This window comes from Pseudomonas sp. MWU13-3659, from assembly GCF_023757525.1.
In the GTDB taxonomy this organism is placed as follows: domain Bacteria; phylum Pseudomonadota; class Gammaproteobacteria; order Pseudomonadales; family Pseudomonadaceae; genus Aquipseudomonas; species Aquipseudomonas entomophila_E.
This window is the reverse complement of sequence record NZ_JAMSHW010000029.1, coordinates 24,805-50,702: the sequence shown is the minus strand read 5'-3', so window position 1 is coordinate 50,702 and position 25,898 is coordinate 24,805. Positions and strand designations below refer to the sequence as shown.

The window sequence follows — 25,898 nt, the reverse complement described above, 5'->3', positions numbered from 1 at the left end:
AAAGGTTCAGAAAAATTCGTACGCTAACGATATTTTTTTCTGACTAATCAGTCAGCACGAAAAGGCTGGAACTTTCGGCTGCCGGAGGGGTACCGAGGCCTGTAGCAGAGGCCTCGGAGGAGCATGGGGCGGTCAGTGACGTTTGTTCTTTTCCTGGCTGCCAAGGGCTTGCAGATGGCGCCTGGACAGCGCCAGGAAGCGTGGTGTCGGGCCGATATCCTCATACAACGGATCACCTTCCTCGTCAGTGGCGATCACCTGCTGGCCCTTGATGTAAGGGAAGCTGGCTTCCAGCTCCTCCAGGGCCGCGGCAACCAGTTCGCCCAGTAATTCCTCGGGGCTGCGCTTGGGGTACATCTCGATCAGCGCGGCCAGGCGCGCTTCGGCTTCCATATCCAGGTGCAAGACATGGCCGGTGGGGCTCAGGCGTCCGGCGGCATTCTGTTCCCAGTGCTGGGCGAGTTCGCGGATTTTCATGATGACCTCTGTCAAAGCCTCGAAAATGGCATTGCTTCCCTTGACCTCCCTTCACTTTAGTTGCTTTGCGGACGTGCGGCTTGCCAGGCGCGGGTGGCAATGGGCACTCTTGAGGCCTGCTGTTTCCTGGAGTGGAGAAGCCCGATGAGCGATATCGATCAGCGCCTGCGTGAGGATGTGCATTTGTTGGGGGAGCTGCTCGGCGAAACCATTCGCCAGCAGCATGGCGAAGCGTTCTTGCAGAAGATCGAGGACATCCGCCACAGCGCCAAGGCCGAGCGGCGCGGGGAGGGCGAGCAGCTCAGTTCCACCCTCGGCGACCTGGCCGAAGAAGACCTGCTGCCCGTGGCGCGGGCGTTCAACCAGTTCCTCAACCTGGCCAACATCGCCGAACAGTACCAGTTGATCCATCGTCGCGACGCCGACCAGCCGGAGCCGTTCGAGGCCCGGGTGCTTCCCGAGCTGCTGGCGCGGTTGAAAGCGGCCGGGCACGGCAATGATGCCCTGGCCCGGCAATTGGCCCGGCTCGACATCCAGCTGGTGCTCACGGCCCACCCCACGGAAGTGGCACGCCGCACCTTGATCCAGAAGTACGATGCCATCGCTGCGCAACTGGCGGCGCAGGATCACCGCGATCTCATCCCCGCCGAACGCCAGCAAGTGCGTGAGCGCCTACGCCGGCTGATTGCCGAGGCCTGGCACACCGAAGAGATCCGACGCACCCGGCCCACGCCGGTGGACGAGGCCAAATGGGGCTTTGCGGTGATCGAGCATTCCCTGTGGCAGGCGGTGCCCAACCACCTGCGCAAGGTCGACAAGGCGCTGTTCGAGGCTACCGGCCTGCACCTGCCGCTTGAGTCGGCACCGGTGCGCTTCGCTTCGTGGATGGGCGGGGACCGCGATGGCAACCCCCACGTGACGGCTGCCGTCACCCGGGAAGTCCTGCTATTGGCGCGCTGGATGGCGGCCGACCTGTTCCTGCGCGATATCGACTACCTGGCCGCCGAGCTCTCGATGCAGCAGGCCAGCGACGCCCTTCGCGAGCACGTCGGCGACAGCGCCGAGCCCTACCGCGCGCTGCTCAAGCAATTGCGCGATCGCCTGCGTGCCACTCGCGCCTGGGCCCATGCCTCATTGGCCGGTCCGCAACCGGCCAGTGCCGCGGTGCTGGTGGACAACCGTGAGCTGATCGCGCCGCTGGAGCTGTGCTACCAGTCACTGCACGCCTGCGGCATGGGTGTGATCGCCGATGGCCCGTTGCTCGACTGCCTGCGCCGGGCGGTGACCTTCGGGCTGTTCCTGGTGCGTCTGGACGTGCGTCAGGACGCCGCCCGGCACCGTGACGCGCTGTCGGAGATCACCGATTACCTGGGCCTCGGACGCTACGCCGACTGGGACGAAGAGCGTCGCATCCAGTTCCTCCAGCATGAGCTGAAGAACCGTCGGCCCTTGCTGCCGGCGCACTTCAAGCCAGCTGCCGAGACGGCCGAGGTGCTGGCCACCTGTCGAGAGGTCGCTGCCGCGCCAGCCGCCTCGTTGGGCTCGTATGTGATCTCCATGGCCGGCACTGCTTCGGATGTGCTGGCTGTGCAATTGCTGCTCAAGGAGGCCGGGCTGACCCGGCCAATGCGCGTGGTGCCGCTGTTCGAGACCCTGGCCGACCTGGACAATGCCGGGCCGGTGATGGAGCGGTTGCTGGGGTTGCCGGGCTATCGCGCGGGGTTGCACGGCCCGCAGGAAGTGATGATCGGCTACTCCGACTCGGCCAAGGACGCCGGCACCACGGCGGCTGCGTGGGCCCAGTACCGCGCCCAGGAGAACCTGGTGCGCATCTGCCGCGAGCACCAGGTCGAGTTGCTGCTGTTCCATGGCCGTGGAGGTACCGTGGGGCGCGGCGGTGGCCCGGCCCACGCGGCGATCCTGTCGCAGCCGCCAGGCTCGGTGGGCGGTCGTTTCCGTACTACAGAGCAGGGCGAGATGATCCGTTTCAAGTTCGGCCTCCCAGGCATCGCTGAACAGAATCTCAACCTGTATCTTGCCGCCGTGCTGGAGGCGACCTTGTTGCCGCCGCCACCGCCTGAACCCGCATGGCGCGCATTGATGGACCAACTGGCCACCGACGGTGTGAAGGCGTACCGCGGCGTGGTGCGGGACAACCCGGACTTCGTCGAGTACTTCCGCCAGTCGACGCCGGAGCAGGAGCTCGGGCGCCTGCCGCTGGGCAGTCGCCCGGCCAAGCGTCGCGCCGGGGGGATCGAAAGCCTGCGGGCGATCCCGTGGATCTTTGGCTGGACCCAGACTCGCCTGATGCTGCCGGCCTGGCTGGGCTGGGAGACTGCGTTGAGCAATGCCCTGACGCGGGGGCAGGCCGACCTGCTGGCGCAGATGCGCGAGCAGTGGCCGTTCTTCCGCACCCGCATCGACATGCTCGAGATGGTCCTGGCCAAGGCCGACGCGCAGATCGCCGAGGCCTACGACGAACGTCTGGTGCAACCGGGGCTGCTACCGTTGGGCGCGCATTTGCGCGACCTATTGTCGCAGTCGTGCCAGGTAGTGCTGGGCTTGACCGGGCAGCAGGTGCTACTGGCACACAGCCCCGAAACCCTGGAATTCATCCGCCTGCGCAACACCTACCTGGACCCGCTGCACCGCCTGCAGGCCGAGCTGCTGGCCCGTTCGCGCAGCCGCGAAGCCGCTCTGGACAGCCCGCTGGAGCAGGCCTTGCTGGTCACTGTGGCGGGTATTGCTGCCGGTTTGCGTAACACTGGCTGAATTGCCCAGGAGAGCCGGGCTAGGACTGTGCCTGCCGCTGTCGGGCAGGGCAGGGATGGCGGGTTGCGCCGGGCGCAACCAGCACCCCGGCAGGCCGCGATTGGCGTGTTCCTGCCACTTTGGGACGCTTGTCGGGGGGGCGGGCGCTGTGTATCTTGAGCAGCCTTTTGACCGATTTTGCGGTCTCGTCCGATTTTCCGGAGTTGGCCTTGTGCGCCGAATCCGTTGATTTGCATAGAAAAATATGAGGAGCACAAGATGCGCGTAATTCTGCTGGGAGCTCCCGGGGCCGGTAAAGGTACTCAGGCAAAGTTCATCACCGAGAAGTTCGGTATTCCACAGATCTCCACCGGTGACATGCTGCGTGCCGCCGTCAAGGCCGGCACCCCACTGGGCCTGGAGCTCAAGAAAGTCATGGATGCTGGCCAGCTGGTCTCCGACGAACTGATCATCAGCCTGGTCAAGGAGCGCATCGCCCAGCCGGACTGCGCCAAAGGCTGCCTGTTCGACGGTTTCCCGCGCACCATCCCGCAAGCTGAAGCCATGGTCGCCGCCGGTGTCGACATTGACGCCGTGGTCGAGATTGCCGTGGACGACGAAGAAATCGTCGGCCGCATGGCGGGCCGCCGTGTGCACCTGGCTTCGGGCCGCACCTACCACATCGTCTATAACCCGCCGAAAGTCGAAGGCAAGGACGATGTCACCGGTGAAGAGCTGATCCAGCGTGACGACGATCGGGAAGAAACCGTGCGTCATCGCCTGTCGGTCTACCACAGCCAGACCAAGCCGCTGGTGGACTTCTACCAGAAGCTGTCGGCCGCGAACGCCGGCAAGCCGAAGTACAGCCACATCGAAGGTGTCGGTTCGGTCGAGTCGATCACCGCCAAGGTGCTGGCAGCCCTGAGCTGATCCAACACCGTGCGTCACGACGGCCCGCTTGCGGGCCGTTGTCGTTTATACTGCCGCTCTTTTTCTTCTGTCGCCTGGATACCGCGTTCGATGACCACTCTGCTGGCCCTGGATACCGCCACCGAAGCCTGTTCCGTTGCCTTGCTGCATGATGGCAAGGTCACCAGTCATTACGAGGTCATCCCGCGCATGCACGCGCAGAAGCTGCTGCCCATGATCAAGCAGTTGCTGGCCGATGCCGGTGTGGCGTTGAGCGCTGTTGATGCCATCGCCTTTGGTCGTGGGCCGGGCGCTTTCACCGGCGTGCGCATCGCCATCGGCGTGGTCCAGGGGCTGGCTTTCGCCCTGGAGCGCCCGGTGTTGCCGGTATCGAACCTGGCCGCCCTGGCCCAGGGCGCGTTGCGCGAGCGTGGCGTGCAGCAGGTGGCGGCGGCCATCGATGCGCGCATGGACGAGGTGTACTGGGGGTGCTACCAGGCGCAGCAGGGCGAGATGCGCCTGGTCGGTCAGGAAATGGTGCTGCCACCAGAACGTGTAACCTTGCCAGACGGGCAGGGTGCCGAGTGGTTCGGGGCCGGTACCGGTTGGGGCTACGCCGAACGTCTGGCGGCGCAGGTCAGCGCCAGCGATGCAGCCGCGTTGCCCAACGCCCTGGATATCCTCAGCCTGGCTTCGTTCGCCTGGAACCGAGGCGAGGCCGTCGCCGCCGAGCAGGCGCAACCGGTCTACCTGCGCGATAATGTAGCTACGCCCAAGGCGCGCTGAGGCATTTCGTCGGCTATCGCCGTTCGAGATAAAACCTTTTGCGCGAACTGTGGTCCAGTTATCAGTTCGGGCATTAGCGATGGATCCCTGATGCTGCTAAATTGCCATCATTGATCCTGAGTGCCCAGTCCATGCGTATCGACGGCTTTTCTTCACAGAGCTACCCCATCAAGCGCGCGCCGCGCAAGGCGTCGGTGCGTGACGAAGTCGTCGACGAAGCCGACGCCGAGATCATCGACGAAGTCGAGGTCCAGGTGGCTCGCAGCAAAAGCCGTGGCAGCAACCTGCCAGCCCGTCAGCAGGACCTGATCTTCCCCCGTGCCCGTGACCGCCGTACTTCCACCGCCCTGGCCAGTTACCTGACCACCGCGGGCTTCACCGACTGGGAGATGGAAGTGCTGGGGCTGGACCTGTACATTTGATGGATGACACCATCCCCCCTCCCTTACTACCTCGGTTGTCCGTCCTGGAGCGAAAACGCCTGGCGCGACTACCTGTACCCCACCGATTCCCGACCCACTGAATTTCTCGGCCTGTACAGCCGGGTGTTCAATGCCGTCGAAGGCAACACCACCTTCTATGCCCGTCCCGCCCCTGCCACAGTGGAGCGCTGGGCGCAGACCATGCCATCTGGTTTTCGTTTTACCGCCAAGTTTCCCGGCGACGTCAGCCATGGGGGCGATCTGCGTGCCCAGCTCGATTCGGCTATCGACTTCACGCGCCTGATGTCGCCATTGGGGGAGCGGGTATCGCCTTACTGGCTGCAGTTGCCCGCGCAGTTCGGCCCGGCGCGCATGGGTGAATTGGCCCATTTTCTCGACGAGATCGGCGTGCCGGTGGCCGTGGAAGTGCGCAACGATGCGTTCTTCGCACGGGGCGAGGAGGAGCGCCAGCTCAACCGATTGCTACATGAGCGTGGCGTCGAACGTATCTGCCTGGACCCACGGGCCCTGTTCAGTTGCACTTCGCGTGACCCCGGCGTGTTGCATGCCCAGGCCAAGAAACCCAAGGTACCGCCGCGCCCTTGCGCCTTCAGCCAGCACCCGCAGGTGCGCTTCATCGGCCACCCTGAGCTGGCCGCCAATGAAGCCTTCCTCACCCCTTGGGTCGATAAGGTCGCGGCCTGGATCGAAGAGGGCCGTAACCCGTACATGTTCCTGCATACTTCGGACAACCGCCTGGCTGCCGCCCTGGCCCAGCATTTCCACCAGCGCCTGATGGCACGCCTGCCTGGGTTGGCTGCATTGCCGGAATTGCCGCGTGCCCCCGAGGTCGAACAACTGGGGCTACTCTGACCCCACTGTTCAACTGCCGGAGGTTGACCCATGGATGTGCAAACCCTGCGAGCCGAGGCCTTCAAGGCGCTGCATGAGCGTGAGGGCGTGTTCGTCATCCCCAATCCGTGGGATGCCGGCTCCGCCAAGCTGCTGGCGAGCCTGGGCTTCGAGGCGCTGGCCACTACCAGCGCGGGCCTGGCGTTCAGCCTGGGGCGGCCGGATGCGGAAGGCGCCCTGACCCTCGATGAAACCCTCGCTAACGCCCAGTCGATTGTCGATGCCACGCCTTTGCCGGTGGCGGCGGACCTTGAGAATGGCTTCGCCGATCTACCCGAGGACTGTGCCCAGGCTATTCTGCGCGCTGCCGAGGTAGGCCTGGTTGGCGGATCGATCGAGGATGCCAGCGGCCGGAGCGATGTGCCGATCTACGACTTCGAGCTTTCCGTGGCCCGGGTACGCGCCGCGGCGCAGGCCGCACGCAGCCTGTCGTTCCCCTTTACCCTCTGTGCCCGCGCCGAAAACCTGCTGCATGGGCGTCTGGACCTGGACGACACCATCAAGCGTCTGCAGGCCTACGCCGAAGCCGGTGCCGATGTGTTGTACGCACCTGGCCTGCGCAGCGTCGATGAAATCCGCGCGGTGGTCCAGGCGCTGGCGCCGAAGCCGGTGAACGTGCTGATGGGCATGCCGGGTGTGGCGCTGAGCGTGAACCAGTTGCAGGACCTGGGGGTACGGCGCATCAGCGTGGGTTCGTCACTGGCGCGCGCCGCATTGGGCGCATTCCAGCGCGCGGCGCAGGAAATCCGTGAGCAGGGTACGTTTGCCTATGGTGAGCAGGCCTTGCCATTTGCCGAGCTCAATGAGCTGTTTCGTCGTTGAGGCCGGCGTTTTCAAGGTGCTCGACGGTAGAGTTGCAGTGATCTGGCGATCGAGCGCCGCCCGCGCGGCGCATCGCGGATAAATCCGCTCCTACAGGTTTGTTTCGGGCCAGTTATGCCTGGGCGGGCCCGACGCGGTACTTTGACGGACACCTAGGCAGGCAACCATGGCCTCACAGGTACGGCACGTTGCAACAGATGTAGGAGCGGATTCATCCGCGATGCGCCGCGCGGGCGGCGCTCGATCTCGAGACCGCTGCAAGGCCATCGCCAAGCGCCTCGCTGCCACCACTGATCAATAACCTTGTGGCCAAACACCTAAAACGGGCTGATGGTTGAGAGCGCTCAGGCCTGTACGCGAACGTTGTTGAGCACCACCGGGCGCGCCCAGTGGGTATCGAACTCCAGTTCGTTCTGCTGTTTGGCGAGGGTGGGCGCGTCGAAGGGCTCCGGTGCCGGGTCGAGCAGGTTCATCTCGAACTCGGCGATCGGCAGGAACAAGGGCCGGGGCGAGGGTGCCGGGCCAGGCTCGGGAAGGGGGTGGCCCTGGCTCATGACCACCGGGCGCAACCAGCTGTTGTTCAGGTCGAGCTGGCGCTGCTGTTCGATCAGTTCAACCGTGCTGTAGGGCTCCGGCGCGGGCTCCAGCAGGTTGGCTTCGAGCTCCGCCTTGGGCAGGAACAGGGGCTCGGGCGGTGTCACTTCGGTGTCCTGCACCGGCAGGGCGCGCTGGGCATCGATCAGCGCCAGGGCCTTGGCACCGCCGATGGGCTCGCCGCTCTCCTCGTCGTATTGCACCAACGCCTTGCTGAAGCTGTCGGTTACATCCCCTTGCTGCTCGGCCATGGCGCGGGCGAAGAAATCCTGCCACAGGTGGCTGACGCCACCCAGTGCCTGGGTATTCTGCCGACCGTAGTTGCCGACAGGCGACAGGTAGGTCAAGCCGATGGGGAGAGTATCTGACATGGCAGTCGCGCGCGTTGTGCTCTGGCAGAATAGCGGATACTGCGTGTATCGGCCGTGGCCGGGGTTTCATTAATTTTTTTCGAGTGCGGGAACGGATGGCAGAGCAAGAGCAGGGCACAGGTATCAGGGTCGAAGCGTTGGCCCCGGAGTTCCAGGCGCAGGCCCAGGCATGGGCACAGCGATTGGGCTTGCCGATGATCGACGACGAGGCCGGTTTTGCCGTGCAGGTCGGCGCCGATGGCCTGCAGGTTCAGCAGTTGGGGCCGCAGGCACCCGGGCCGGTGCGGGTGGACTTCGTCGAGGGGCAGGCGGCGCATCGGCGGCTGTACGGCGGCGGCAGCGGGCAGATGATCGCCAAGGCGGTCGGTATCGCCCAGGGTGTTAGGCCGCAGGTGCTGGATGCTACCGCGGGGCTCGGCAAGGATGCGTTCGTGCTGGCCAGCCTGGGCTGCCAGATGACGTTGATCGAGCGTCAGCCATTGATTGCCGCGCTGCTCGAGGATGGGCTGGCGCGGGCGCGAGGCGATCTTGAGGTGGGTGGGATAGTTGAGCGCATGCGCTTGCTGACGGGCAATGCCATCGAGCGCATGCGTGCCTGGGAGGGGGAAGCGCCGCAGGTGATCTACCTCGATCCGATGTTCCCGCATCGGGACAAGAGTGCCCTGGTGAAGAAGGAGATGCGGGTGTTCAGGCCCCTGGTCGGGGATGACCTGGATGCCCCGGCCTTGCTTGAGGCGGCCCTGGCGTTGGCATCGCACCGGGTGGTGGTCAAGCGGCCGCGCAAGGCGCCGATCATCGAGGGGGTGAAGCCGAGTCACAGCCTGGAGGGGAAATCGAGTCGGTACGATATCTATCCCAAGAAGGCGTTGAAGGGGTGAGGCCTATGGAGCGGATTTTGATCGCGTGATGATGACACGAGGCAGGGGTGGCGGCCTTGCGTTCTCGAGATCGAGCGCCGCCGGCGCGGCGCATCGCGAATAAATCCGCTCCTGCATCTGCTGCACCGTGGCTGGTGCTAACGATCCCCGCTTGCCTGTAGGAGCGGATTCATCCGCGATGCGCCGCGCGGCGGCGCTCGGTCTCCTGGACGCCGTATTTCTCCCGCTGAACTTCTTGAGAGGCCTGGCCTCAGCCTTAAACCAATACCCGCGACCCCGCCACCGCCACCACCAGCAGTCCAATCGCCAGGTTGACCCCAACCAGCCGTCGAATCCGCCCCAGGACCCCGGCTCCCGACGCCCAATTCTCAACCTGCACCGCCGCCCGCAACTCCGGTAGCAGCAACGACTGGATCCGCATGAACAAGGCGAACATCACGATACCGCCACCGATCATCACCTGCACATACCGAGGCGCCGTCTCGAACCCGGCAAAGCGCAGGTGGATCATGCCCACCCCGCTGACAGCCAGCACCGCCACCGCCAGCCAGACCCATCTGAAGAATCGCTGGAAAACCTCCACCCACAACCGCAGCCGCGCCGGCCCTTCGAGGGCGGCGACTGTGGCAGGGCGCAGCACCAGCCAGGCGAAGAACATACCGCCAACCCAGACCAGGGCGGCAAGCAAGTGCAAGGTGTAGGGTAGGGCAAAGGCGAGCATCCGGATCTCCATGCGGCACAAAGGGCAATAGCGGGGTATGATAGCCGGCCCATGCGAAACACTGAAAATATATCCAGCCCTCCGGGCGCCTGCAGACCATGATCAGCAACGAACTCAAAGCCACCATCCAGGGCGCCTATTCGCGTTTCCTCGAAGCCAAAAGCCTCAAGCCACGCTACGGCCAGCGCCTGATGATCGCCGAAGTCGCCAAGGTGCTCGGTGACATCGCCTGCGACGACGAAGGGCGCCGCGCCGGCGAGCCCGCCGTGGTGGCGGTGGAGGCCGGTACCGGTACCGGCAAGACGGTCGCCTACAGCCTGGCCGCGATCCCCGCCGCCAAGGCCGCCGGCAAGCGCCTGGTGATCGCCACCGCGACCGTGGCGCTGCAGGAGCAGATCGTGTTCAAGGACTTGCCCGACCTGATGCGCAACAGCGGGCTGAACTTCAGCTTCGCCCTGGCCAAGGGCCGGGGGCGCTACCTGTGCCTCTCCAAGCTCGACATCCTGCTGCAGGAAGGCCACGCCCAGTCGGCCACCGCCCAGTTGTTCGAGGAGGAAGGTTTTCACATCGAGGTCGACGAGCGCAGCCAGAAGCTGTTCAACAGCATGATCGAGAAGCTCGCCGGTAATCGTTGGGACGGCGACCGCGACAGCTGGTCCGAAGCCGTCGAGGACCAGGACTGGGCGCGCCTGACCACCGACCACAGCCAGTGCACCGGCCGGCACTGCCCGAACTTCCAGCAGTGCGTGTTCTACAAGGCCCGCGAAGGCATGGGCAAGGTCGATGTAATCGTCACCAACCACGACATGGTCCTGGCCGACCTCGCGCTTGGCGGCGGTGCCGTGCTGCCCGACCCGCGCGACACCATGTACGTATTCGACGAAGGCCATCACCTGCCAGACAAGGCCATTGGCCATTTCGCCCACTATTCGCGCCTGCGCTCCACCGCCGACTGGCTGGAACAGACCGCCAAGAACCTCACCAAACTGTTGGCCCAACACCCGTTGCCAGGTGACTTGGGCCGGTACATCGAGCAAGTGCCGGAACTGGCCCGTGAGGTGCGTACGCAGCAGCAGTTCATGTTCACCCTCTGTGAGCAGGTTGCCGACTTCCGCGCCGGCGAAGACATGGAGGGGCGTGACCGCCCACGCTACCGTTTCGAAGGTGGCGTGGTGCCCGAGCAGATCCGTGAAGTCGGCATCGAGCTGAAAAAAGGCTTCGCCCGCCTCAACGACTTGTTCACGCGCTTGGCCGACTTGCTCAAGGAGGGCATGGACGGCGAGAACAACATTGGCATTGCCAGTCACCAGGCCGAAGAGTGGTACCCACTGTTCGGCAGCCTGGTGACCCGTGCCCAGGGTAACTGGGAGCTGTGGACCGCCTTCACCGCCGAAGACCCGGAAGACAGCCCGCCCATGGCCCGCTGGCTCACCCTGGCCGAATCCGGCGCGTTGTTCGATATCGAGGTCAATGCCAGCCCGATCCTCGCTGCCGAGATGCTGCGCAAGAGCCTCTGGAACGTTGCCCACGGCGCCCTGGTCACCTCGGCTACGCTCACCGCGTTGGGCAAGTTCGACCGTTTCCGCATGCGTTCGGGCCTGCCGCGCGACGCCGTCACCTGCGTGGTGCCCAGCCCGTTCGTGCATGGTGACGCTGGCCTGCTGCGAGTGCCCGACCTGGGCGCCGACCCGCGGGATGCCACCGCCCACACGGCGGCGATCATTCGTGAGCTGCCGAACATCGTCGAGGAGGCCCGTGGCGCGCTGGTGCTGTTCTCTTCGCGCAAGCAGATGCAGGACGTGTTCGACGGCCTGGACCGCGACTGGCGCAAGCTGGTGCTGATCCAGGGCAACCTCTCCAAGCAGGAAACACTCAACAAGCACAAGGCGCGGGTCGATGACGGCCAGCACAGCGTGTTGTTCGGTCTCGCCAGCTTCGCCGAGGGGGTCGACTTGCCGGGTGCCTATTGCGAGCACGTGGTCATCGCCAAGATTCCCTTCGCCGTGCCCGACGACCCGGTCGAGGCGGCCTTGGCCGAGTGGATCGAGGCCCGGGGTGGCAACCCGTTCATGGAGATCGCCGTGCCCGATGCCTCGCTACGCCTGATCCAGGCCTGCGGCCGCCTGCTGCGCACCGAGCAGGACCGTGGCGTCATCACCTTGCTCGACCGGCGTCTGGTCACCCAGCGCTACGGCAAGGCTATCCTCAATGCACTCCCGCCCTTCCGGCGGGAAATCAGCTGACTGCCGGAGTATTGCGCCCCGGCACGTTGTCAAAGTCTGGTCGTGAGCCCAGCAGGGCTCTGAAGGAGAGCAACCGCCCCATGATTCGCCGTACCCTGCCTGCCTTGCTAACGCTGTTGTTCAGTGCCCCTTTGCTGGCCGGGCAACAGACGCTGTTCAGTTTTGTCCGCCCTGCCTCGGTCGTGAACGTGACGACTCAGGATGCCGGGATGCCGCAGTACAATGCGGAACAGACAGCCGAGGGTGAGGCATTACGGCGCGTAGTGTTCAATCCGGTGGCGCAACCGACGCTGCGCCTGAGCCCTCAGAGCGGTGCCTGGGACTGGACCGGCGTCCAGGCCCTCACCCTGCGCCTGCAGAGCGCCATGGACTGGGCCCTGACCGTCGATGTGACCGTGCAGAGCAGCGACGGTCGCACGCTCACCAGCCGCATCGACCTGCCGGCGGGGCCTGCGCAGACCGTGATGATTCCCCTCAAGGCCAGTTCGCCGCTGAGCCAGGGGATGCGTGCCGGGCCTCCGATGCCCTGGGCCTTCGAAGGGCAACGCCTGCTGCTGGCCAGCAGCTTGGGGGAAACCGATCTCAAGCAGGTCACCTCGATCAGCCTGACCATCCCCAACCCCAAGGTGGCCCAGAGCCTGCTGATCGAAAAGGTCGGTTTGCAGGACGACGACTTGGCATTCAAGGCGGCCTACAGCGAGTTGATCGACGTCTACGGCCAGTCCACCCGAGCGCGGTGGCCAGAGAAGATCGTCAGCGACGATCAGTTCAAGGCGGCCGACAAACGTGAACAATCCGTGCTCAAGCGCTGGCTGGCCGAGCGGGACAAGCAGGGCCTGGACGCTTATGGCGGTCTGCTGGCCGGGCCGGCGTTCGAGGCCAAGGGGTTCTTCCGCACCGAAAAGCGCGAAGGGCGCTGGTACCTGGTCACCCCTGACGGTCACCCGTTCTACTCGCTGGGGGTCAATGCCGTGGCCGCCGACGGTGGCCGCACTTACGTGTCGGGCCGTGAAGGCATGTTCAAGGCCTTGCCGGGCGAGGGCGAAGCGCTCGCCGCTTTTTATGGCGAGGGCAACAACGACGATGGCAATGCCTCGTCGCAGGGGCGCAACTTCAAGCAGGGGCGCTGGTTCGATTTCTATGCGGCCAATCTGCAACGCACCCATGGCCAGCCCTGTGTTCCAGGCGCCCAATGCCCGCCTCCGGCTTTCGATGCGCAACGCTGGCAGGGACATACTCTCGACCGCCTGCAGGCTTGGGGCTTCAATACCCTCGGCAACTGGAGCGACCCGGCCTTCACCCAGGTCAAGCGTATGCCCTACACCTTGCCGCTGGCGATCGTCGGCGATTACGCCAGTATCAGCACCGGCATGGATTGGTGGGGGCGTATGCCCGACCCATTCGACCCACGCTTTGCCATGGCCACCGAGCGTGCCGTGGCCATCGCCGCCCGTGACCACCACGACGACCCCTGGCTGATCGGCTACTTCGCCGACAACGAACTGGCCTGGGCCGCGCCGGGCGACGATCCCAAAGCACGCTATGGCCTGGCATATGGCACCTTGCGCCTGACCACCGACGTGCCCGCCAAGCGCGCCTTCCTCAAGCAGTTGCGCGACAAGTACCGCAACCAGGAAGGGTTGTCCAAGGCCTGGGGCATCGAACTGACGGCTTGGGAACTGATGGAAGACCCAGGTTTCGAGGCCCCGCTGCCCAATCCGGAGCATCCGGAAATCGAGCGTGACTACCAGTACTTCCAGCAGGTGTTCGCCGAGACCTACTTCAAGACCATCTCCGATGCGCTGAAATGGCATGCGCCCAACCACATGCTCCTGGGGGGGCGCTATGCCGTGAGCACGCCTGAAGCTGTCAAGGCCTGTGCCGAGTTCTGTGATGTGCTGAGTTTCAACTTCTATACCCTCAAGCCCGAGGACGGCTACGACTTCACCCGTCTGGCCGAGCTGGACAAGCCGGTACTGGTCTCGGAGTTCCAGTTCGGTTCCCGTGATCGTGGCCCGTTCTGGCCAGGCCCGGTGGAGGTTACCCGTGAAGAGGACCGCGGCCCGGCCTATGCCAACTTCCTCAAGGCCGCCCTGGCCCAGCCGATGATCGTGGGCGCGCACTGGTTCCAGTACCTTGACCAGCCCGCCAGTGGCCGCCTGCTTGATGGCGAGAATGGCCACCTGGGGCTGGTGGCCATTACCGACGTGGCCTATCCGGGGTTTGTCGAGGCGGTACGCCGGAGCAACCTGCAGGCCGTTGGTCAGTTGCGCGACGCGCTGGGCAAACCCAGCCAGTGAGCGAGTCCGGGGGCGTCATGCCCTCGGATTGTCGACTTTTCTTCACGACCATCCAGCCACATTCAGTTTGCAAAACGGCCAACTGCTGAAACAATGCACGCTTTTGCACGTTAGGTCGTACGGAGAGCAGTCGGGTGCAGATCCAGGGTCACTATGAGCTGAAGTTCGAGGCGGTGCGCGAAGCCTTCGCCGCGTTGTTCGAGGATCCCCAGGAGCGTGGTGCAGCGTTGTGCATCCAGGTCGGCGGGGAAACCGTGGTCGACCTGTGGGCCGGCAGCGCCGACAAAGACGGCCGCGAGGCTTGGCACAGCGACACCATCGCCAACCTGTTCTCCTGCACCAAGACCTTCACCGCCGTCACCGCCCTGCAGTTGGTCGGCGAGGGCAAGCTGGCTCTCGACGCCCCGGTGGCCCGCTACTGGCCGGAGTTCGCCCAGGCCGGCAAAGCGACGATCACCCTGCGCCAACTGCTCAGCCATCGTGCTGGCCTGCCGGCGATTCGCGAATTGCTGCCGGCCGAAGCGCTGTATGACTGGCAGGCGATGGTCGATGCCCTGGCTGCCGAGACGCCCTGGTGGACGCCTGGCACCGAGCATGGCTACGCCGCCATCACCTATGGCTGGTTGATCGGCGAATTGATCCGCCGCGCCGATGGCCGTGGCCCGGGCGAGTCCATCGTGGCTCGTACCGCGCGGCCGTTGGGGCTGGATTTCCATGTCGGCCTGGCGGACGAAGAATTTCATCGCGTGGCGCACATTGCCCGCGGCAAGGGCAACCCGGGCGACGCGGCTGCACAGCGCCTGCTGCAGGTGACGATGCGCGAGCCCGAGGCACTGTCGACCCGCGCCTTCACCAATCCGCCGGCCATCCTTACCAGCACCAACAAGCCGGAATGGCGGCGCATGCAACAGCCTGCCGCCAACGGTCATGGTAATGCACGCAGCCTGGCGGGTTTCTACGCCGGCTTGCTCGATGGCAGCCTGCTCGAATCCGAACTGCTCGACGAACTGACCCGCGAACACAGCCTGGGCCAGGACCGCACCTTGTTGACCCAGACGCGTTTCGGCCTGGGCTGCATGCTCGACCAGCCTGACGTGGCCAATGCTACCTTCGGCCTCGGTGGCCGCGCCTTCGGCCACCCAGGCGCCGGTGGCTCGGTCGGGTTTGCCGACCCTGAACATGACGTGGCCTTCGGCTTCGTCACCAACACGCTTGGCCCTTATGTGCTGATGGACCCTCGCGCCCAACAACTGGTGCGTGTCCTTGGCGGTTGCCTTTGATCGGGTAATGCGGGTATTGCCCGGACCCTTTGACTATCCTCAATGCCAACGCCTGATGTGCGTGGGCAAAATTTCTTTCAATTTCATGGTGTATCGCTGATGTCTTCACATAAAACCTTAGCACTTGCCCTGTGCCTGACCATGACCGGCTGTGCCAGCCACTCCCAGGACGCTTCCAAGGAAGGCGGCCTGAGCTGGTGGCCCTTCGGCTCCGACAAGGTCGCCGAGCAGGAAGTGAAGGCCGCCGTGACCGAGAACGTGGCCAAGGCCGATGCCAAGTCCGAGAGCAGCAGCCGCTGGTGGTGGCCGTTTGGTTCTGAAGAGAAGAAGCCTGCCGCCGCAGCCGTGCCGAAGATCGACCAGAAGGCCACCCAGGCCTGGCTCGACCAGTACGAACCCAAGGTGCGCGAAGCCATCAAGGGCAGCAAGCTCGAGCTCGAGCGCCGCGAAGATGTGCTGGCAGTGACCATTCCGGTGGACAGCTCGTACAACCCGGATCGCCCGAACATGCTGCTGCCGATCACCCTCGGTCCGATCACCCAGGTTGCCAAGGTCATTGAAACCGATACCAAAACAGCCGTGCTGATCCTCGGCCATGGTGACACCAGCGGCGCCACCGCCGCCAACCAGAAGCTCAGCCTCGAGCGCGCCGCTTCGGTGTCGGCGATCTTCCGCCTCAGTGGTTTGCAGCGTGATCGCCTGATGCTCAAGGGCATGGGCTCGGTCATGCCACGTGCCGCCAACGACAGCGCTGAAGGCCGTGCCCTGAACCGTCGCGTCGAAATGCTGCTGACCCCGCAGAACACCATGGTCGCCCTGCTGGCCAAGTACCAGCAGGCCGCGCCAGCGCCGGCTCCGGCGGCGATGGTGGCCACCCAGGAAACCAAGGCCCCGGTGGCCGCCAAGCCCGCCGCCAAGCCTGTGGCGAAGAAGCCTGCCGCCAAGGCCAAGGCGCCGGCCAAGGCCAGCACCACTGCGAAGAAGAAAGCCGCTCCGGCCAAGCCCGCCGCGAAGAAGGCCGCCACCGACAAGAAAGTCGCCGCCAACAGCCCTGCGAAGACCAACTGATCGTCAAGGAAACGCAGACATGACCCAATCCCTGGCCGATATGCGCCGCGACTATACCCGTGATGGCCTGGCCGAAGCCCAGGCCCCGGGGGAGCCGTTCGCGCTGTTCCACCAATGGTTCGCCGATGCGGTGAAGACCGAGCAACTGCCGGTGGAAGCCAACGCCATGACCCTGGCCACGGTGGATGCCGATGGCCGTCCGCATTGCCGGGTGCTGTTGCTCAAGGCCCTCGATGCGCGAGGGTTCACCTTCTTCACCAACTACGAAAGCGCCAAGGGCCAGCACATCGCGGCCAATCCGTTCGCCGCCATGACATTCTTCTGGCCGGCGCTGGAGCGTCAGGTGCGCATCGAAGGGCGGGTGGAGAAGGTGACGGCCAAGGAGTCCGACGACTACTACCAGGTGCGCCCCATGGGTAGCCGCCTGGGGGCCTGGGCGTCGCCGCAGAGCCGGGTGATTGCTGACCGTGAGGAACTGGAGGGGCTGGTCAAGGCTACCGAAGCGCGGTTCACCGACACGCAACCCCATTGTCCCGAGCATTGGGGCGGTTACCGTCTGTTGCCGGAGCGTATCGAGTTCTGGCAGGGGCGGGCCAGTCGCTTGCATGATCGGCTGAACTATCGCCTGGTCGATGGCCAATGGCAGCGCGAGCGCCTGGCCCCTTGAATCAAACGGGGCCGCTATGCGGCCCTTCATACAGATCAGATTGGCAACGCGTCCCCTGTAGGAGCCGGCTTTGCCGGCGCAGGGCTGCAAAGCAGCCCCCGTTTCACCGATACCCCGCCGATTCCCGCTCCAGCCACGCCGCCAGCGCCTTGCGTCCAACTTTCTCTGCCCGCGCCCGCTCCAACAGCCCAAGCATGTATTCACGCTTGTCCGGATCCTCTCCAGCCAGCGACAACGCCAGGTCACGGTCCATCCAGCGCCGCATGCGCACGTACAGCCACCAATGGAAATACAGGCCCGTGGCGGTGACGATGACGACGATGAAGTAATCCATGGCTATCCTTGGTCCAACGTTTGAACTGGCTTCACAGCCCGTTGCGGCTGTACCTGAGCTGAATGAGAACAAATTTATAACGTTTGCGCCGTGACAGCTGTCAAGACGAAGCGTCTAATGAGCACCTGTAACTTTTGGAGATTACCCCATGCGTAAATCCGCTTTGCTGCTGGCCAGCTTCACCACCGTGTCGCTGCTGCTGGGCGGCTGCCAATCGTCGCTGACTGGCGACAGCTACTCCCGTGATGAGGCTCGCCGCGTGCAGACCGTGCGCATGGGCACCATCGAATCCCTGCGTCCGGTGAAGATCGAAGGCACCAAGACCCCGATCGGTGGTGGTGCTGGCGCTATCGTCGGTGGTGTCGCCGGCAGTGCAGTCGGTGGTGGCCGTGGCAGCATCGTCGCAGCCGTGATCGGTGCTGTGGCCGGTGGCCTGGCCGGCTCCGCTGCAGAAGAAGGCCTGACCCGCACACAAGGCGTCGAGATCACCGTGCGCGAGGACGATGGCAGCATGCGCGCCTATGTGCAGCAAGTGCAGCAGAACGAGGTCTTCCGCGTGGGTGAGCGTGTGCGCATCATGACGGTTGATGGCACCAGCCGCGTCACTCACTGATAACGCATGCAAAAAGAAACCCCGACCGGCTTGGCCGCGTCGGGGTTTCTTTTTTGTGCCGGGGAAGGCCGCTGGATCAGTCGTTCAGCCCGAGCATGTCGCGTGCTACTGCTTCGGCGATGCGGATGCCATCGACACCGGCAGACAAGATGCCGCCAGCATAGCCCGCGCCTTCACCAGCCGGGAACAGGCCCTTGAGGTTGAGGCTCTGGAAGTCGGCGCCGCGGGTGATGCGCAATGGCGACGAGGTGCGCGTCTCGATGCCGGTCAGCACCGCGTCGTGCAGGTTGTAGCCCTTGATCTGGCGATCGAAGGCCGGCAGCGCTTCACGGATCGCCTCGATGGCGAAGTCCGGCAGGCTCGGAGCCAGGTCGCCGAGAGTGACGCCGGGCTTATAGGAAGGCTCGACGCTGCCCAGTGCCGTGGACGGGCGGCCAGCGACGAAGTCACCCACCAGTTGCGCGGGGGCCTGGTAGTTGCTGCCACCCATTACATAGGCGTGGGCTTCCAGGCGTTCCTGCAGCTCGATGCCGGCCAGTGGGCCGCCCGGGTAGTCACGCTCGGGGTCGATACCGACGACGATGCCGGAGTTGGCATTACGCTCGTTGCGTGAGTATTGGCTCATACCGTTGGTGACCACACGGCCAGGCTCGCTGGTGGCGGCGACTACGGTACCGCCCGGGCACATGCAGAAGCTGTACACCGAACGGCCGTTCTTGGCGTGGTGCACCAGCTTGTAGTCGGCGGCGCCGAGTTTCGGGTGGCCGGCGTATTTGCCCAGGCGTGCCTTGTCGATCAGCGACTGCGGGTGCTCGATTCGGAAACCGACCGAGAACGGCTTGGCTTCCATGAACACGCCTTTGGCGTGGAGCATGCGGAAGGTATCGCGGGCGCTGTGGCCCAGGGCCAGGACGACATGACGCGAATGCAGCTGTTCACTGCTGTGCAGCACCACGCCGGTGAGCTGCTCGCCGTCCACCAGCAGGTCGGTAACTTTCTGCTCGAAGCGCACCTCACCGCCCAGGCTGATGATTTCCTCACGCATTTTCTCGACCATGCTGGTCAGGCGGAAGGTACCGATGTGCGGCTTGTTGATGTAGAGGATTTCTTCCGGGGCGCCCGCCTTGACGAACTCTTCCAGCACCTTGCGGCCGTGGTGGTTCGGGTCCTTGATCTGGCTGTACAGCTTGCCGTCGGAGAAGGTGCCGGCGCCGCCTTCGCCGAACTGCACGTTCGACTCTGGGTTGAGCACGCTCTTGCGCCACAGGCCCCAGGTATCCTTGGTGCGCTGACGTACCTCCTTGCCGCGCTCGAGGACGATGGGCTTGAAGCCCATCTGTGCCAGCAACAGACCGGCGAAGATACCGCAAGGGCCGAAGCCGACGACGATCGGGCGTTCCTGCGGCTCGTTCGGCGCATGGCCGACGAACTTGTAGCTGACATCCGGCGCGACGCCGACCTTCGGGTCGTCAGCGAAGGTGCGCAGCAGTTCGGCTTCGTTACTGGTTTCGAGATCGATGGTGTAGATGAACAGCAGTTCGCTGTTCTTCTTGCGCGCATCGTAGCTGCGCTTGAACAGGGTGAAGCCGAGCAGTTGCGCGTCGCTGATCCCTAAGCGCTGGACGATGGCGGCGCGCAGCTCGTCGTCGGAGTGGTCCAGGGGCAGCTTCAGTTCGGTGATTCGTAGCATGGCAGGGTCCAGTATCCCGGCCATGGGCGGCCGGCGGCTTTACACAAACCGCCAAGTATAAGCTGTTCGCCGCCCCGACTGGCAGGATAAAAGCACCTGGCGATCAGAGGTCGCGGGCACCGCCGTAGTAGGCGCAGCCCTGCAGGGTCTTGCCGTCGATGCGCAGCTCGGCCTTGAGATGGCGGATGGCACCGGTGGCACCGTCGACACAACGCTGCGGCGCGACCCACAGTTCGACGCGCTGGCCGTTGGCTTCGCTGGACAGGCTCAGGCCGCCGCCCGGCATTTCCTCTTCCAGGTAAGGCAACGGCAGTGGGTCCTGGCCGACGCGGTTGAGCACCATGCCCTTGCCGCTGGCCTTGATGTCCCAGTCCGGCTCATGGCCGCCGGCACGCAGGGTCAGTTGCTTGAAGTTCGGGTCTTCGCAGCCAGGATGTTCGGAGGATTCGAGGCGGTACAGGCGGGTCACGTCGAGCTGGCCGTCGCTGCCCGCCTGCTTGCTGCCGGCCAGGCGTCCGCGGACATCGGCGAACAGTTTGTCACCGGCGTCGTCGGCCAGGTTGGCGGCCTCTTGCAGAATGCCAGTCGCGGCGGCGTCGTTGACGATGAAGCGACGGCTTTCGCTGCAGGGTTTGAACAACAGGTGGCCGCCGGCGGCGCTCAGTTCGCCTTGCATGCGGGTGGTGCCCAGGTTCGGGTCGACCGGTTTTTCGGCCAGCATCTGGCAGCCGGCGAACAGGGGCAACAGGGCGGTGAGCAGCAGGGAAGGGGTGAGGCGCATCGGGCGGGCTCCGGTGTTCGGGCAAAAATTGCCGGCCACGTTACCGAGCCTGTCGGGTGTCTACAAGGGGAACAAGCCATCACGTAGGCGCCAGCCTTGCTGGCGAACCAGGCGCCTCGGTGGATGGCACCGGCTACGCCGGTGTTCGCCGGCAAGGCCGGCACCTACAAGGCCCACGCCAGCATCAATTGCAACAGGCAGAAAAAAGGGCCCGAAGGCCCTTTGATCTTTTACCCCCCGAGGTACGCGTCGCGCACCTTCGGGTCGGTCAACAGCGCTTCACCGGTACCCTGCATCACCACCTTGCCGTTTTCCAGCACATAGGCGCGGTCGGCGATCTTCAGCGCCTGGTTGGCGTTCTGCTCCACCAGGAACACCGTCACGCCATCGCGGCGCAGCTGTTCGATGATGTCGAAGATCTGCTGGATGATGATCGGTGCCAGGCCCAGCGAGGGTTCGTCGAGCAGCAGCAGTTTCGGTTTGCTCATCAGCGCACGGCCGATGGCCAGCATCTGCTGTTCGCCGCCGGACATGGTGCCGCCACGCTGGATGTAGCGTTCCTTCAGGCGCGGGAACAACTGCAGGACCTTGTCCAGCTGCTCCTGGTAGTCGCCCTTGTCGGTGAAGAAACCGCCCATGGCCAGGTTTTCCTCGACCGTCAGGCGCGAGAACACGCGGCGGCCTTCCGGCACCACCGCGATGCTCTTGCGCATGATGTGCGAAGAAGACTGGCCAACCAGTTCCTCGCCCAGGTACTTGATGCTGCCGCTGCTCGCCTGGGGCGAGCCGCAGAGGGTCATCAGCAGCGTCGACTTGCCAGCACCATTGGCGCCGATCAGGGTGACGATCTCGCCCTGGTTGATCTCGACGTTGACGCTGTGCAGCGCCTGGATCTTGCCGTAGAAGGTGGAAACGTTCTCGAACTTCAGCATTTACGCCTCCCCCAGGTAGGCCTTGATCACATCAGGGTTGCCGCGGATCTCGTCCGGCGTGCCGTCGGCCAGGGGCGTGCCCTGGTTGATCACCACGATGTGGTCGGAAATGCTCATCACCAGCTTCATGTCGTGCTCGATCAGCAGCACGGTCACGTTGTGGGATTCACGCAGGTAGGCGATGAGGGCCTTGAGGTCCTCGGTCTCCTTGGGGTTCAGGCCGGCGGCGGGTTCGTCGAGCATGATGATCCGTGGCTGGGTCATCATGCAGCGGGCGATTTCCAGGCGCCGTTGCTGGCCGTAGGCGAGGGTGCCGGCAGTGCGGTTGGCGAACTCGGTCAGGTTGACCTTCTCCAGCCAGTACTGCGCGCGCTCCATGGCCTCCTTCTCGCTGCGGCGGAAGTTCGGGGTCTTGAACAGGCCGGCGAAGAAGTTGGTGTTGAGGTGACGGTGCTGGGCGATCAGCAGGTTTTCCAGCGCGGTCATCTCCTTGAACAGGCGCACGTTCTGGAAGGTCCGCACCACGCCCTTGCGGGCGATCTGGTGGCCGGCCAGGCCCTGGATCGGCTGGCCGTCGAGCAGGATGGTGCCGCCGCTCGGTTTGTAGAAGCCGGTGAGGCAGTTGAACACGGTGGTCTTGCCGGCGCCATTCGGGCCGATCAGCGCCACCACCTGTTTTTCCTTGACGGTCAGGCCCACGCCGTTGACCGCCAACAAGCCGCCGAAGCGCATGCTCAGGCCGCTGACTTGCAGAATTTCGCGGCTCATCGAGGCAGCTCCATGTGCGGACGTTGCATAGGCAGCAGGCCTTGCGGACGCCAGATCATCATCAACACCATCAGCGCACCGAACATCAGCATCCGGTATTCGCTGAACTCACGCATCATCTCCGGCAGCAGGATCATCACGATGGCCGCGAGAATCACGCCCAACTGCGAACCCATGCCGCCCAGCACGACGATGGCGAGGATGATCGCCGACTCGATGAAGGTGAACGACTCTGGTGTCACCAGCCCTTGGCGGGCGGCGAAGAAGCTGCCGGCGAAACCGGCGAAGCAGGCACCGAGGGTGAATGCCGAGAGCTTGATCACGGTGGGGTTCAGGCCCAGCGCGCGGCAGGCGATCTCGTCTTCACGCAGCGCTTCCCAGGCCCGGCCGATCGGCATGCGCAGCAGGCGGTTGATGACGAACAGCGCCAGCAACGCCAGCAGCAGGGCCACCAGGTAGAGGAAGATGACCTTGTTGATCGAGTTGTATTCCAGCCCGAAGAACTCGTGGAAGGTCTGCATGCCTTCGGCGGCGCGGCGTTCGAAGGTCAGGCCGAAGAACTCCGGCTTGGGGATGTTGCTGATGCCATTGGGGCCGCCGGTCCAGTCGGTGAGGTTGCGCAGGAACAGGCGGATGATCTCGCCGAAACCGAGCGTGACGATCGCCAGGTAGTCGCCGCGCAGGCGCAGCACCGGGAAACCGAGCAGGAAGCCGAAGGTGGCGGCCATCAGGCCGGCGATCGGCAGGCACACCCAGAAGCTCCAGCCCAGGTAGTGGGAGAGCATGGCGTAGCTGTAGGCGCCGACGGCATAGAAGCCCACGTAACCCAGGTCGAGCAGGCCCGCCAGGCCGACCACGATGTTCAGGCCCAGGCCCAGCAACACGTAGATCAGGATCAGGGTAGCGATGTCGACCGCGCCGCGGGAGCCGAAGAACGGCCAGATCAGCGCCGCGACGATCAGCCCGATGATGACCCAACGCTGGGTCTTCGGCAGGGTGAGGAAGTTGGTCACCGAAGGCGGTACCAGCTTGCGGTCCGAGCGGCGGCCCATCACCGCGCTCCACTGCTTGTCGAACAGTACGCGCAGGAACATCAGTACCGAGCACGCGGCGATGATGCTGATGGTGAACGAACCCTGGCTGTGCACGATCAGGCTGATGCCGTCGATACTGAGTTTCAGGCCCAGCACCGGGAAGGCCACGGCCCAGACCAGCAAGGCGCTGAAGAACGCCTGTTTGAGATTTCTGTTCATACTTTTTCAACCTCCGGGCGGCCCAGGATGCCGGTCGGCCGGAACAACAGGACGAGAACCAAGAGACCGAATGCCACCACGTCCTTGTACTGGTCGCCGAAGATGTCGGCGCCAAAGGCTTCGGCCACGCCCAGCACCAGCCCGCCGAGCATGGCGCCCGGGATGCTGCCGATGCCGCCCAATACCGCCGCAGTGAAGGCTTTCAAGCCCACCAGGAAGCCGGCGTTGGGGTTGATCACCCCGTACTGCATGCTCAGCAGCACGGCCGCCACCGCCGCCAGGGCGGCACCGATGACGAAGGTCAGGGCGATGATGTTGTTGGTGTTGATGCCCAGCAGGTTGGCCATCTTGATGTCCTCGGCGCAGGCGCGGCAGGCGCGACCGAGGCGGGAGCGGGAGATGAACAGGGTCAGGCAGGTCATGGCGACCAGCGTCACCACGAACACCAGGATCTGCATGTACGAGACCAGCACTTCCTCCGCGCCGCCCGGGCCGAAGGAGAAGGCGCCGGGAATCAGGTTGGGGATGGACTTGTCTTTCGAATCCTGTGAAAGCAGGACGGTGTTCTGCAGGAAGATCGACATGCCGATGGCGGAGATCAGCGGGATCAACCGGTTGCTGTTGCGCAGCGGCCGGTAGGCGACCCGTTCGATACTGTAGCCGTAGGCACTGGTAACGCAGATGGTGGCGACGAAGGCCACGGTCATGAGGATCGGCAGGGAGTGGATGCCCATCATGGCCAGCCCGGCGAGGGCGATGAAGGCCACGTAGGAGCCGATCATGTACACCTCGCCGTGGGCGAAGTTGATCATGCCGATGATGCCGTACACCATCGTGTAACCGATGGCGATCAGCGCGTAGGTACTGCCGATGGTCAATCCGTTAACCAGTTGTTGGAGGAAGTGGTAGATCTCAGGCATTACAGCGCTCCTAAAAACCTGATTTGCATTTCTCTGGCGGGGGTGACCCGGGCCCATTTGTTCTCGCGGTCTTCGCCACGTGATCGTTGTGCGGGCACTGCCAGGAAACCGCGGGTGACGGTTTTAAGATTTTCAGGTGAACCGGCTCCCGGATCGCGGGAATCAGGTCCATAGAACCTCGTAAAACAAAGCCCACTGCTCGCACAGTGGGCTTCTCGGTCAGCTATTAGTCACGCAGTTACTGAGGGGAGACTTCGGTCTTCGGCTTGCCGAAGTGCCATTCGTAGACCACGAACTTGAAGTCCTTCAGGTCGCCTTTGGCGTCGTACGACAGTTCGCCGGTCGGGGTCTTGAAGGTACCGGCGTGGATCGCTTCGGCCACCTTGGCGGTGTCCTCGGACTTGGCCGCCTTGATACCGCCGGCGATCAGCTCGACCGCGGAGTAGGCCGGGAACACGAACGGACCGCTCGGGTCCTTGCCGTCGGCCTTGATGGCGTCGACGATGGCCTTGTTTTCCGGGTCGGTGTCGAACGACTTCGGCAGCGTCACCAGCAGGCCTTCGGAGGCGCCCTGGGCGATCTGCGAGATAGAGTCGTTACCCACGCCTTCCGGGCCCATGAACTTGGCTTTCAGGCCTTTCTCTTGTGCCTGGCGCAGGATCAGGCCCAGCTCTGGGTGGTAGCCGCCGTAGTAGACGAAGTCGACGTTGTTCTGCTTGAGCTTCTGGATGATCGAGGAGAAGTCCTTGTCACCGGCGTTCAGGCCCTCGAAGACAGCCACCTTGGTGCCTTTCTTCTCCAGCGTCTGCTTGACCGCGGTGGCGATGCCTTCACCGTATTGCTGCTTGTCGTGCAGGACGGCGACCACTTTCGGTTTGACGTGGTCGGCGATGTAGTTGCCGGCGGCCGGGCCCTGGGCGCTGTCCAGGCCGATGGTGCGGAAGATCAGTTTGTAGCCACGGGCGGTGATTTCCGGCGAGGTGGCGGCGGGGGTGATCATGATCACGCCTTCGTCCTCGTAAATGTCGGACGCAGGCTGGGTGGAGCTGGAGCACAGGTGGCCGATCACGAACTTGACGCCATCGTTGACCACTTTGTTGGCGACGGCCACGGCCTGTTTAGGGTCGCACGCGTCGTCGTATTCCTTGGCTTCGAGCATCTTGCCATCGACACCGCCCTTGGCGTTGATGTCCTTGATGGCTTGCTTGGCACCGGTGAACTGCATGTCGCCGTATTGGGTCACGGGACCGGTCTTCGGCCCGGCGATACCGATCTTGATGGTATCGGCGGCAAACGAATGGCTGGCAACCCCGGCCAGAACCATTGCGGCAAACAGCTTGGAAATCTTGATCATAGTGCTCCACTCATTCTGTTGTAATTCTTATAGTCCTGAGGCCAGGGCTACA

24 protein-coding genes are annotated in these 25,898 nt (G+C 64.2%); 13 read left to right on the top strand and 11 right to left on the bottom strand.

Annotated elements, in window-relative coordinates:
* Window positions 1-132: 132 nt before the first annotated feature.
* Complete coding sequence (locus tag NGM28_RS24100; RefSeq protein WP_240064750.1) at window positions 133-477, bottom strand: pilin assembly protein; 345 nt, start codon at window positions 475-477, stop codon at window positions 133-135.
* A 144-nt stretch (window positions 478-621) separates the two neighbouring features.
* On the opposite strand from NGM28_RS24100, the gene ppc reads away from it, so the two are divergent.
* From ppc to NGM28_RS24070, 6 genes are all read left to right on the top strand, one after another.
* Window positions 622-3,249: a phosphoenolpyruvate carboxylase gene (gene ppc, locus NGM28_RS24095; RefSeq protein WP_252091808.1), complete on the top strand. Its 2,628-nt coding sequence runs from the start codon at window positions 622-624 to the stop codon at window positions 3,247-3,249.
* Window positions 3,250-3,507: 258 nt separating this feature from the next.
* Entirely contained in the window at window positions 3,508-4,158 is a 651-nt protein-coding gene (adk, locus tag NGM28_RS24090) for an adenylate kinase (protein WP_213659860.1), read from the top strand.
* A 90-nt stretch (window positions 4,159-4,248) separates the two neighbouring features.
* Window positions 4,249-4,923, top strand: coding sequence for a tRNA (adenosine(37)-N6)-threonylcarbamoyltransferase complex dimerization subunit type 1 TsaB (gene tsaB, locus NGM28_RS24085; protein WP_252091806.1), 675 nt, complete (start codon window positions 4,249-4,251; stop codon window positions 4,921-4,923).
* Window positions 4,924-5,054: 131 nt separating this feature from the next.
* Window positions 5,055-5,345: a hypothetical protein gene (locus NGM28_RS24080; RefSeq protein WP_252091803.1), complete on the top strand. Its 291-nt coding sequence runs from the start codon at window positions 5,055-5,057 to the stop codon at window positions 5,343-5,345.
* A 3-nt stretch (window positions 5,346-5,348) separates the two neighbouring features.
* The gene (locus NGM28_RS24075; RefSeq protein ID WP_252091802.1) at window positions 5,349-6,218 is read left to right on the top strand and encodes a DUF72 domain-containing protein; all 870 of its coding nucleotides are present in this window, start codon (window positions 5,349-5,351) and stop codon (window positions 6,216-6,218) included.
* 30 nt (window positions 6,219-6,248) lie between these two features.
* Window positions 6,249-7,079, top strand: coding sequence for an isocitrate lyase/PEP mutase family protein (locus NGM28_RS24070; RefSeq protein ID WP_252091801.1), 831 nt, complete (start codon window positions 6,249-6,251; stop codon window positions 7,077-7,079).
* Between the two features lie 344 nt (window positions 7,080-7,423).
* Here NGM28_RS24070 and NGM28_RS24065 read toward each other — a convergent pair whose 3' ends face one another.
* Complete coding sequence (locus tag NGM28_RS24065; protein ID WP_252091800.1) at window positions 7,424-8,044, bottom strand: energy transducer TonB; 621 nt, start codon at window positions 8,042-8,044, stop codon at window positions 7,424-7,426.
* Between the two features lie 95 nt (window positions 8,045-8,139).
* On the opposite strand from NGM28_RS24065, the gene NGM28_RS24060 reads away from it, so the two are divergent.
* Window positions 8,140-8,922 (top strand): class I SAM-dependent methyltransferase, encoded by a 783-nt coding sequence (locus tag NGM28_RS24060; RefSeq protein ID WP_252091798.1) that lies wholly within the window; start codon window positions 8,140-8,142, stop codon window positions 8,920-8,922.
* 256 nt (window positions 8,923-9,178) lie between these two features.
* On the opposite strand, the gene NGM28_RS24055 is transcribed toward NGM28_RS24060, so the two are convergent.
* On the bottom strand, window positions 9,179-9,643 hold the full coding sequence (locus tag NGM28_RS24055) for a CopD family protein (RefSeq protein WP_252091795.1): 465 nt from the start codon (window positions 9,641-9,643) through the stop codon (window positions 9,179-9,181).
* Window positions 9,644-9,741: 98 nt separating this feature from the next.
* Between NGM28_RS24055 and dinG the strand changes: the two genes are divergently transcribed.
* From dinG to pdxH, 5 genes are all read left to right on the top strand, one after another.
* Entirely contained in the window at window positions 9,742-11,886 is a 2,145-nt protein-coding gene (gene dinG / locus NGM28_RS24050; RefSeq protein ID WP_240064758.1) for an ATP-dependent DNA helicase DinG, read from the top strand.
* A gap of 80 nt (window positions 11,887-11,966) precedes the next feature.
* Window positions 11,967-14,186, top strand: coding sequence for a beta-galactosidase (locus NGM28_RS24045; RefSeq protein WP_252091794.1), 2,220 nt, complete (start codon window positions 11,967-11,969; stop codon window positions 14,184-14,186).
* Window positions 14,187-14,320: 134 nt separating this feature from the next.
* Window positions 14,321-15,466 (top strand): serine hydrolase domain-containing protein, encoded by a 1,146-nt coding sequence (locus tag NGM28_RS24040; protein ID WP_240064760.1) that lies wholly within the window; start codon window positions 14,321-14,323, stop codon window positions 15,464-15,466.
* Window positions 15,467-15,565: 99 nt separating this feature from the next.
* On the top strand, window positions 15,566-16,534 hold the full coding sequence (locus NGM28_RS24035) for an OmpA family protein (protein WP_240064761.1): 969 nt from the start codon (window positions 15,566-15,568) through the stop codon (window positions 16,532-16,534).
* 19 nt (window positions 16,535-16,553) lie between these two features.
* The gene (gene pdxH, locus NGM28_RS24030) at window positions 16,554-17,201 is read left to right on the top strand and encodes a pyridoxamine 5'-phosphate oxidase (RefSeq protein WP_252091792.1); all 648 of its coding nucleotides are present in this window, start codon (window positions 16,554-16,556) and stop codon (window positions 17,199-17,201) included.
* Window positions 17,202-17,304: 103 nt separating this feature from the next.
* Here the strand turns inward: pdxH and NGM28_RS24025 are convergent, their stop codons facing one another.
* Window positions 17,305-17,535, bottom strand: coding sequence for a hypothetical protein (locus tag NGM28_RS24025; protein WP_240064763.1), 231 nt, complete (start codon window positions 17,533-17,535; stop codon window positions 17,305-17,307).
* Window positions 17,536-17,683: 148 nt separating this feature from the next.
* Here NGM28_RS24025 and NGM28_RS24020 point away from each other — a divergent pair, with 148 nt between their 5' ends.
* A complete protein-coding gene (locus tag NGM28_RS24020) occupies window positions 17,684-18,148 on the top strand; it encodes an outer membrane lipoprotein (RefSeq protein WP_198744839.1) in 465 nt (154 codons plus the stop codon).
* Window positions 18,149-18,224: 76 nt separating this feature from the next.
* Here NGM28_RS24020 and NGM28_RS24015 read toward each other — a convergent pair whose 3' ends face one another.
* The 7 genes from NGM28_RS24015 to NGM28_RS23985 form a co-directional block, all read right to left on the bottom strand.
* Window positions 18,225-19,838, bottom strand: a complete 1,614-nt coding sequence (locus NGM28_RS24015) for an NAD(P)/FAD-dependent oxidoreductase (protein WP_252091790.1) — start codon at window positions 19,836-19,838, stop codon at window positions 18,225-18,227.
* A gap of 103 nt (window positions 19,839-19,941) precedes the next feature.
* On the bottom strand, window positions 19,942-20,619 hold the full coding sequence (locus NGM28_RS24010) for a COG3650 family protein (RefSeq protein ID WP_248918982.1): 678 nt from the start codon (window positions 20,617-20,619) through the stop codon (window positions 19,942-19,944).
* A 230-nt stretch (window positions 20,620-20,849) separates the two neighbouring features.
* Window positions 20,850-21,551: an ABC transporter ATP-binding protein gene (locus NGM28_RS24005; protein ID WP_011532591.1), complete on the bottom strand. Its 702-nt coding sequence runs from the start codon at window positions 21,549-21,551 to the stop codon at window positions 20,850-20,852.
* Window positions 21,552-22,319, bottom strand: coding sequence for a high-affinity branched-chain amino acid ABC transporter ATP-binding protein LivG (gene livG / locus NGM28_RS24000; protein ID WP_240064766.1), 768 nt, complete (start codon window positions 22,317-22,319; stop codon window positions 21,552-21,554). It lies immediately after the preceding gene.
* Entirely contained in the window at window positions 22,316-23,572 is a 1,257-nt protein-coding gene (locus NGM28_RS23995; protein ID WP_240064767.1) for a high-affinity branched-chain amino acid ABC transporter permease LivM, read from the bottom strand. The genes livG and NGM28_RS23995 overlap by 4 nt, the downstream gene beginning before the upstream one ends.
* Window positions 23,569-24,492 carry a high-affinity branched-chain amino acid ABC transporter permease LivH gene (livH, locus tag NGM28_RS23990; RefSeq protein WP_240064768.1) on the bottom strand — a complete coding sequence of 308 codons (924 nt, stop codon included), beginning with the start codon at window positions 24,490-24,492 and terminating at the stop codon, window positions 23,569-23,571. Before livH ends, NGM28_RS23995 begins: the two co-directional genes overlap by 4 nt.
* Window positions 24,493-24,730: 238 nt before the next feature.
* Complete coding sequence (locus NGM28_RS23985) at window positions 24,731-25,846, bottom strand: branched-chain amino acid ABC transporter substrate-binding protein (RefSeq protein ID WP_240064769.1); 1,116 nt, start codon at window positions 25,844-25,846, stop codon at window positions 24,731-24,733.
* Between the last annotated feature and the right edge of the window lie 52 nt (window positions 25,847-25,898).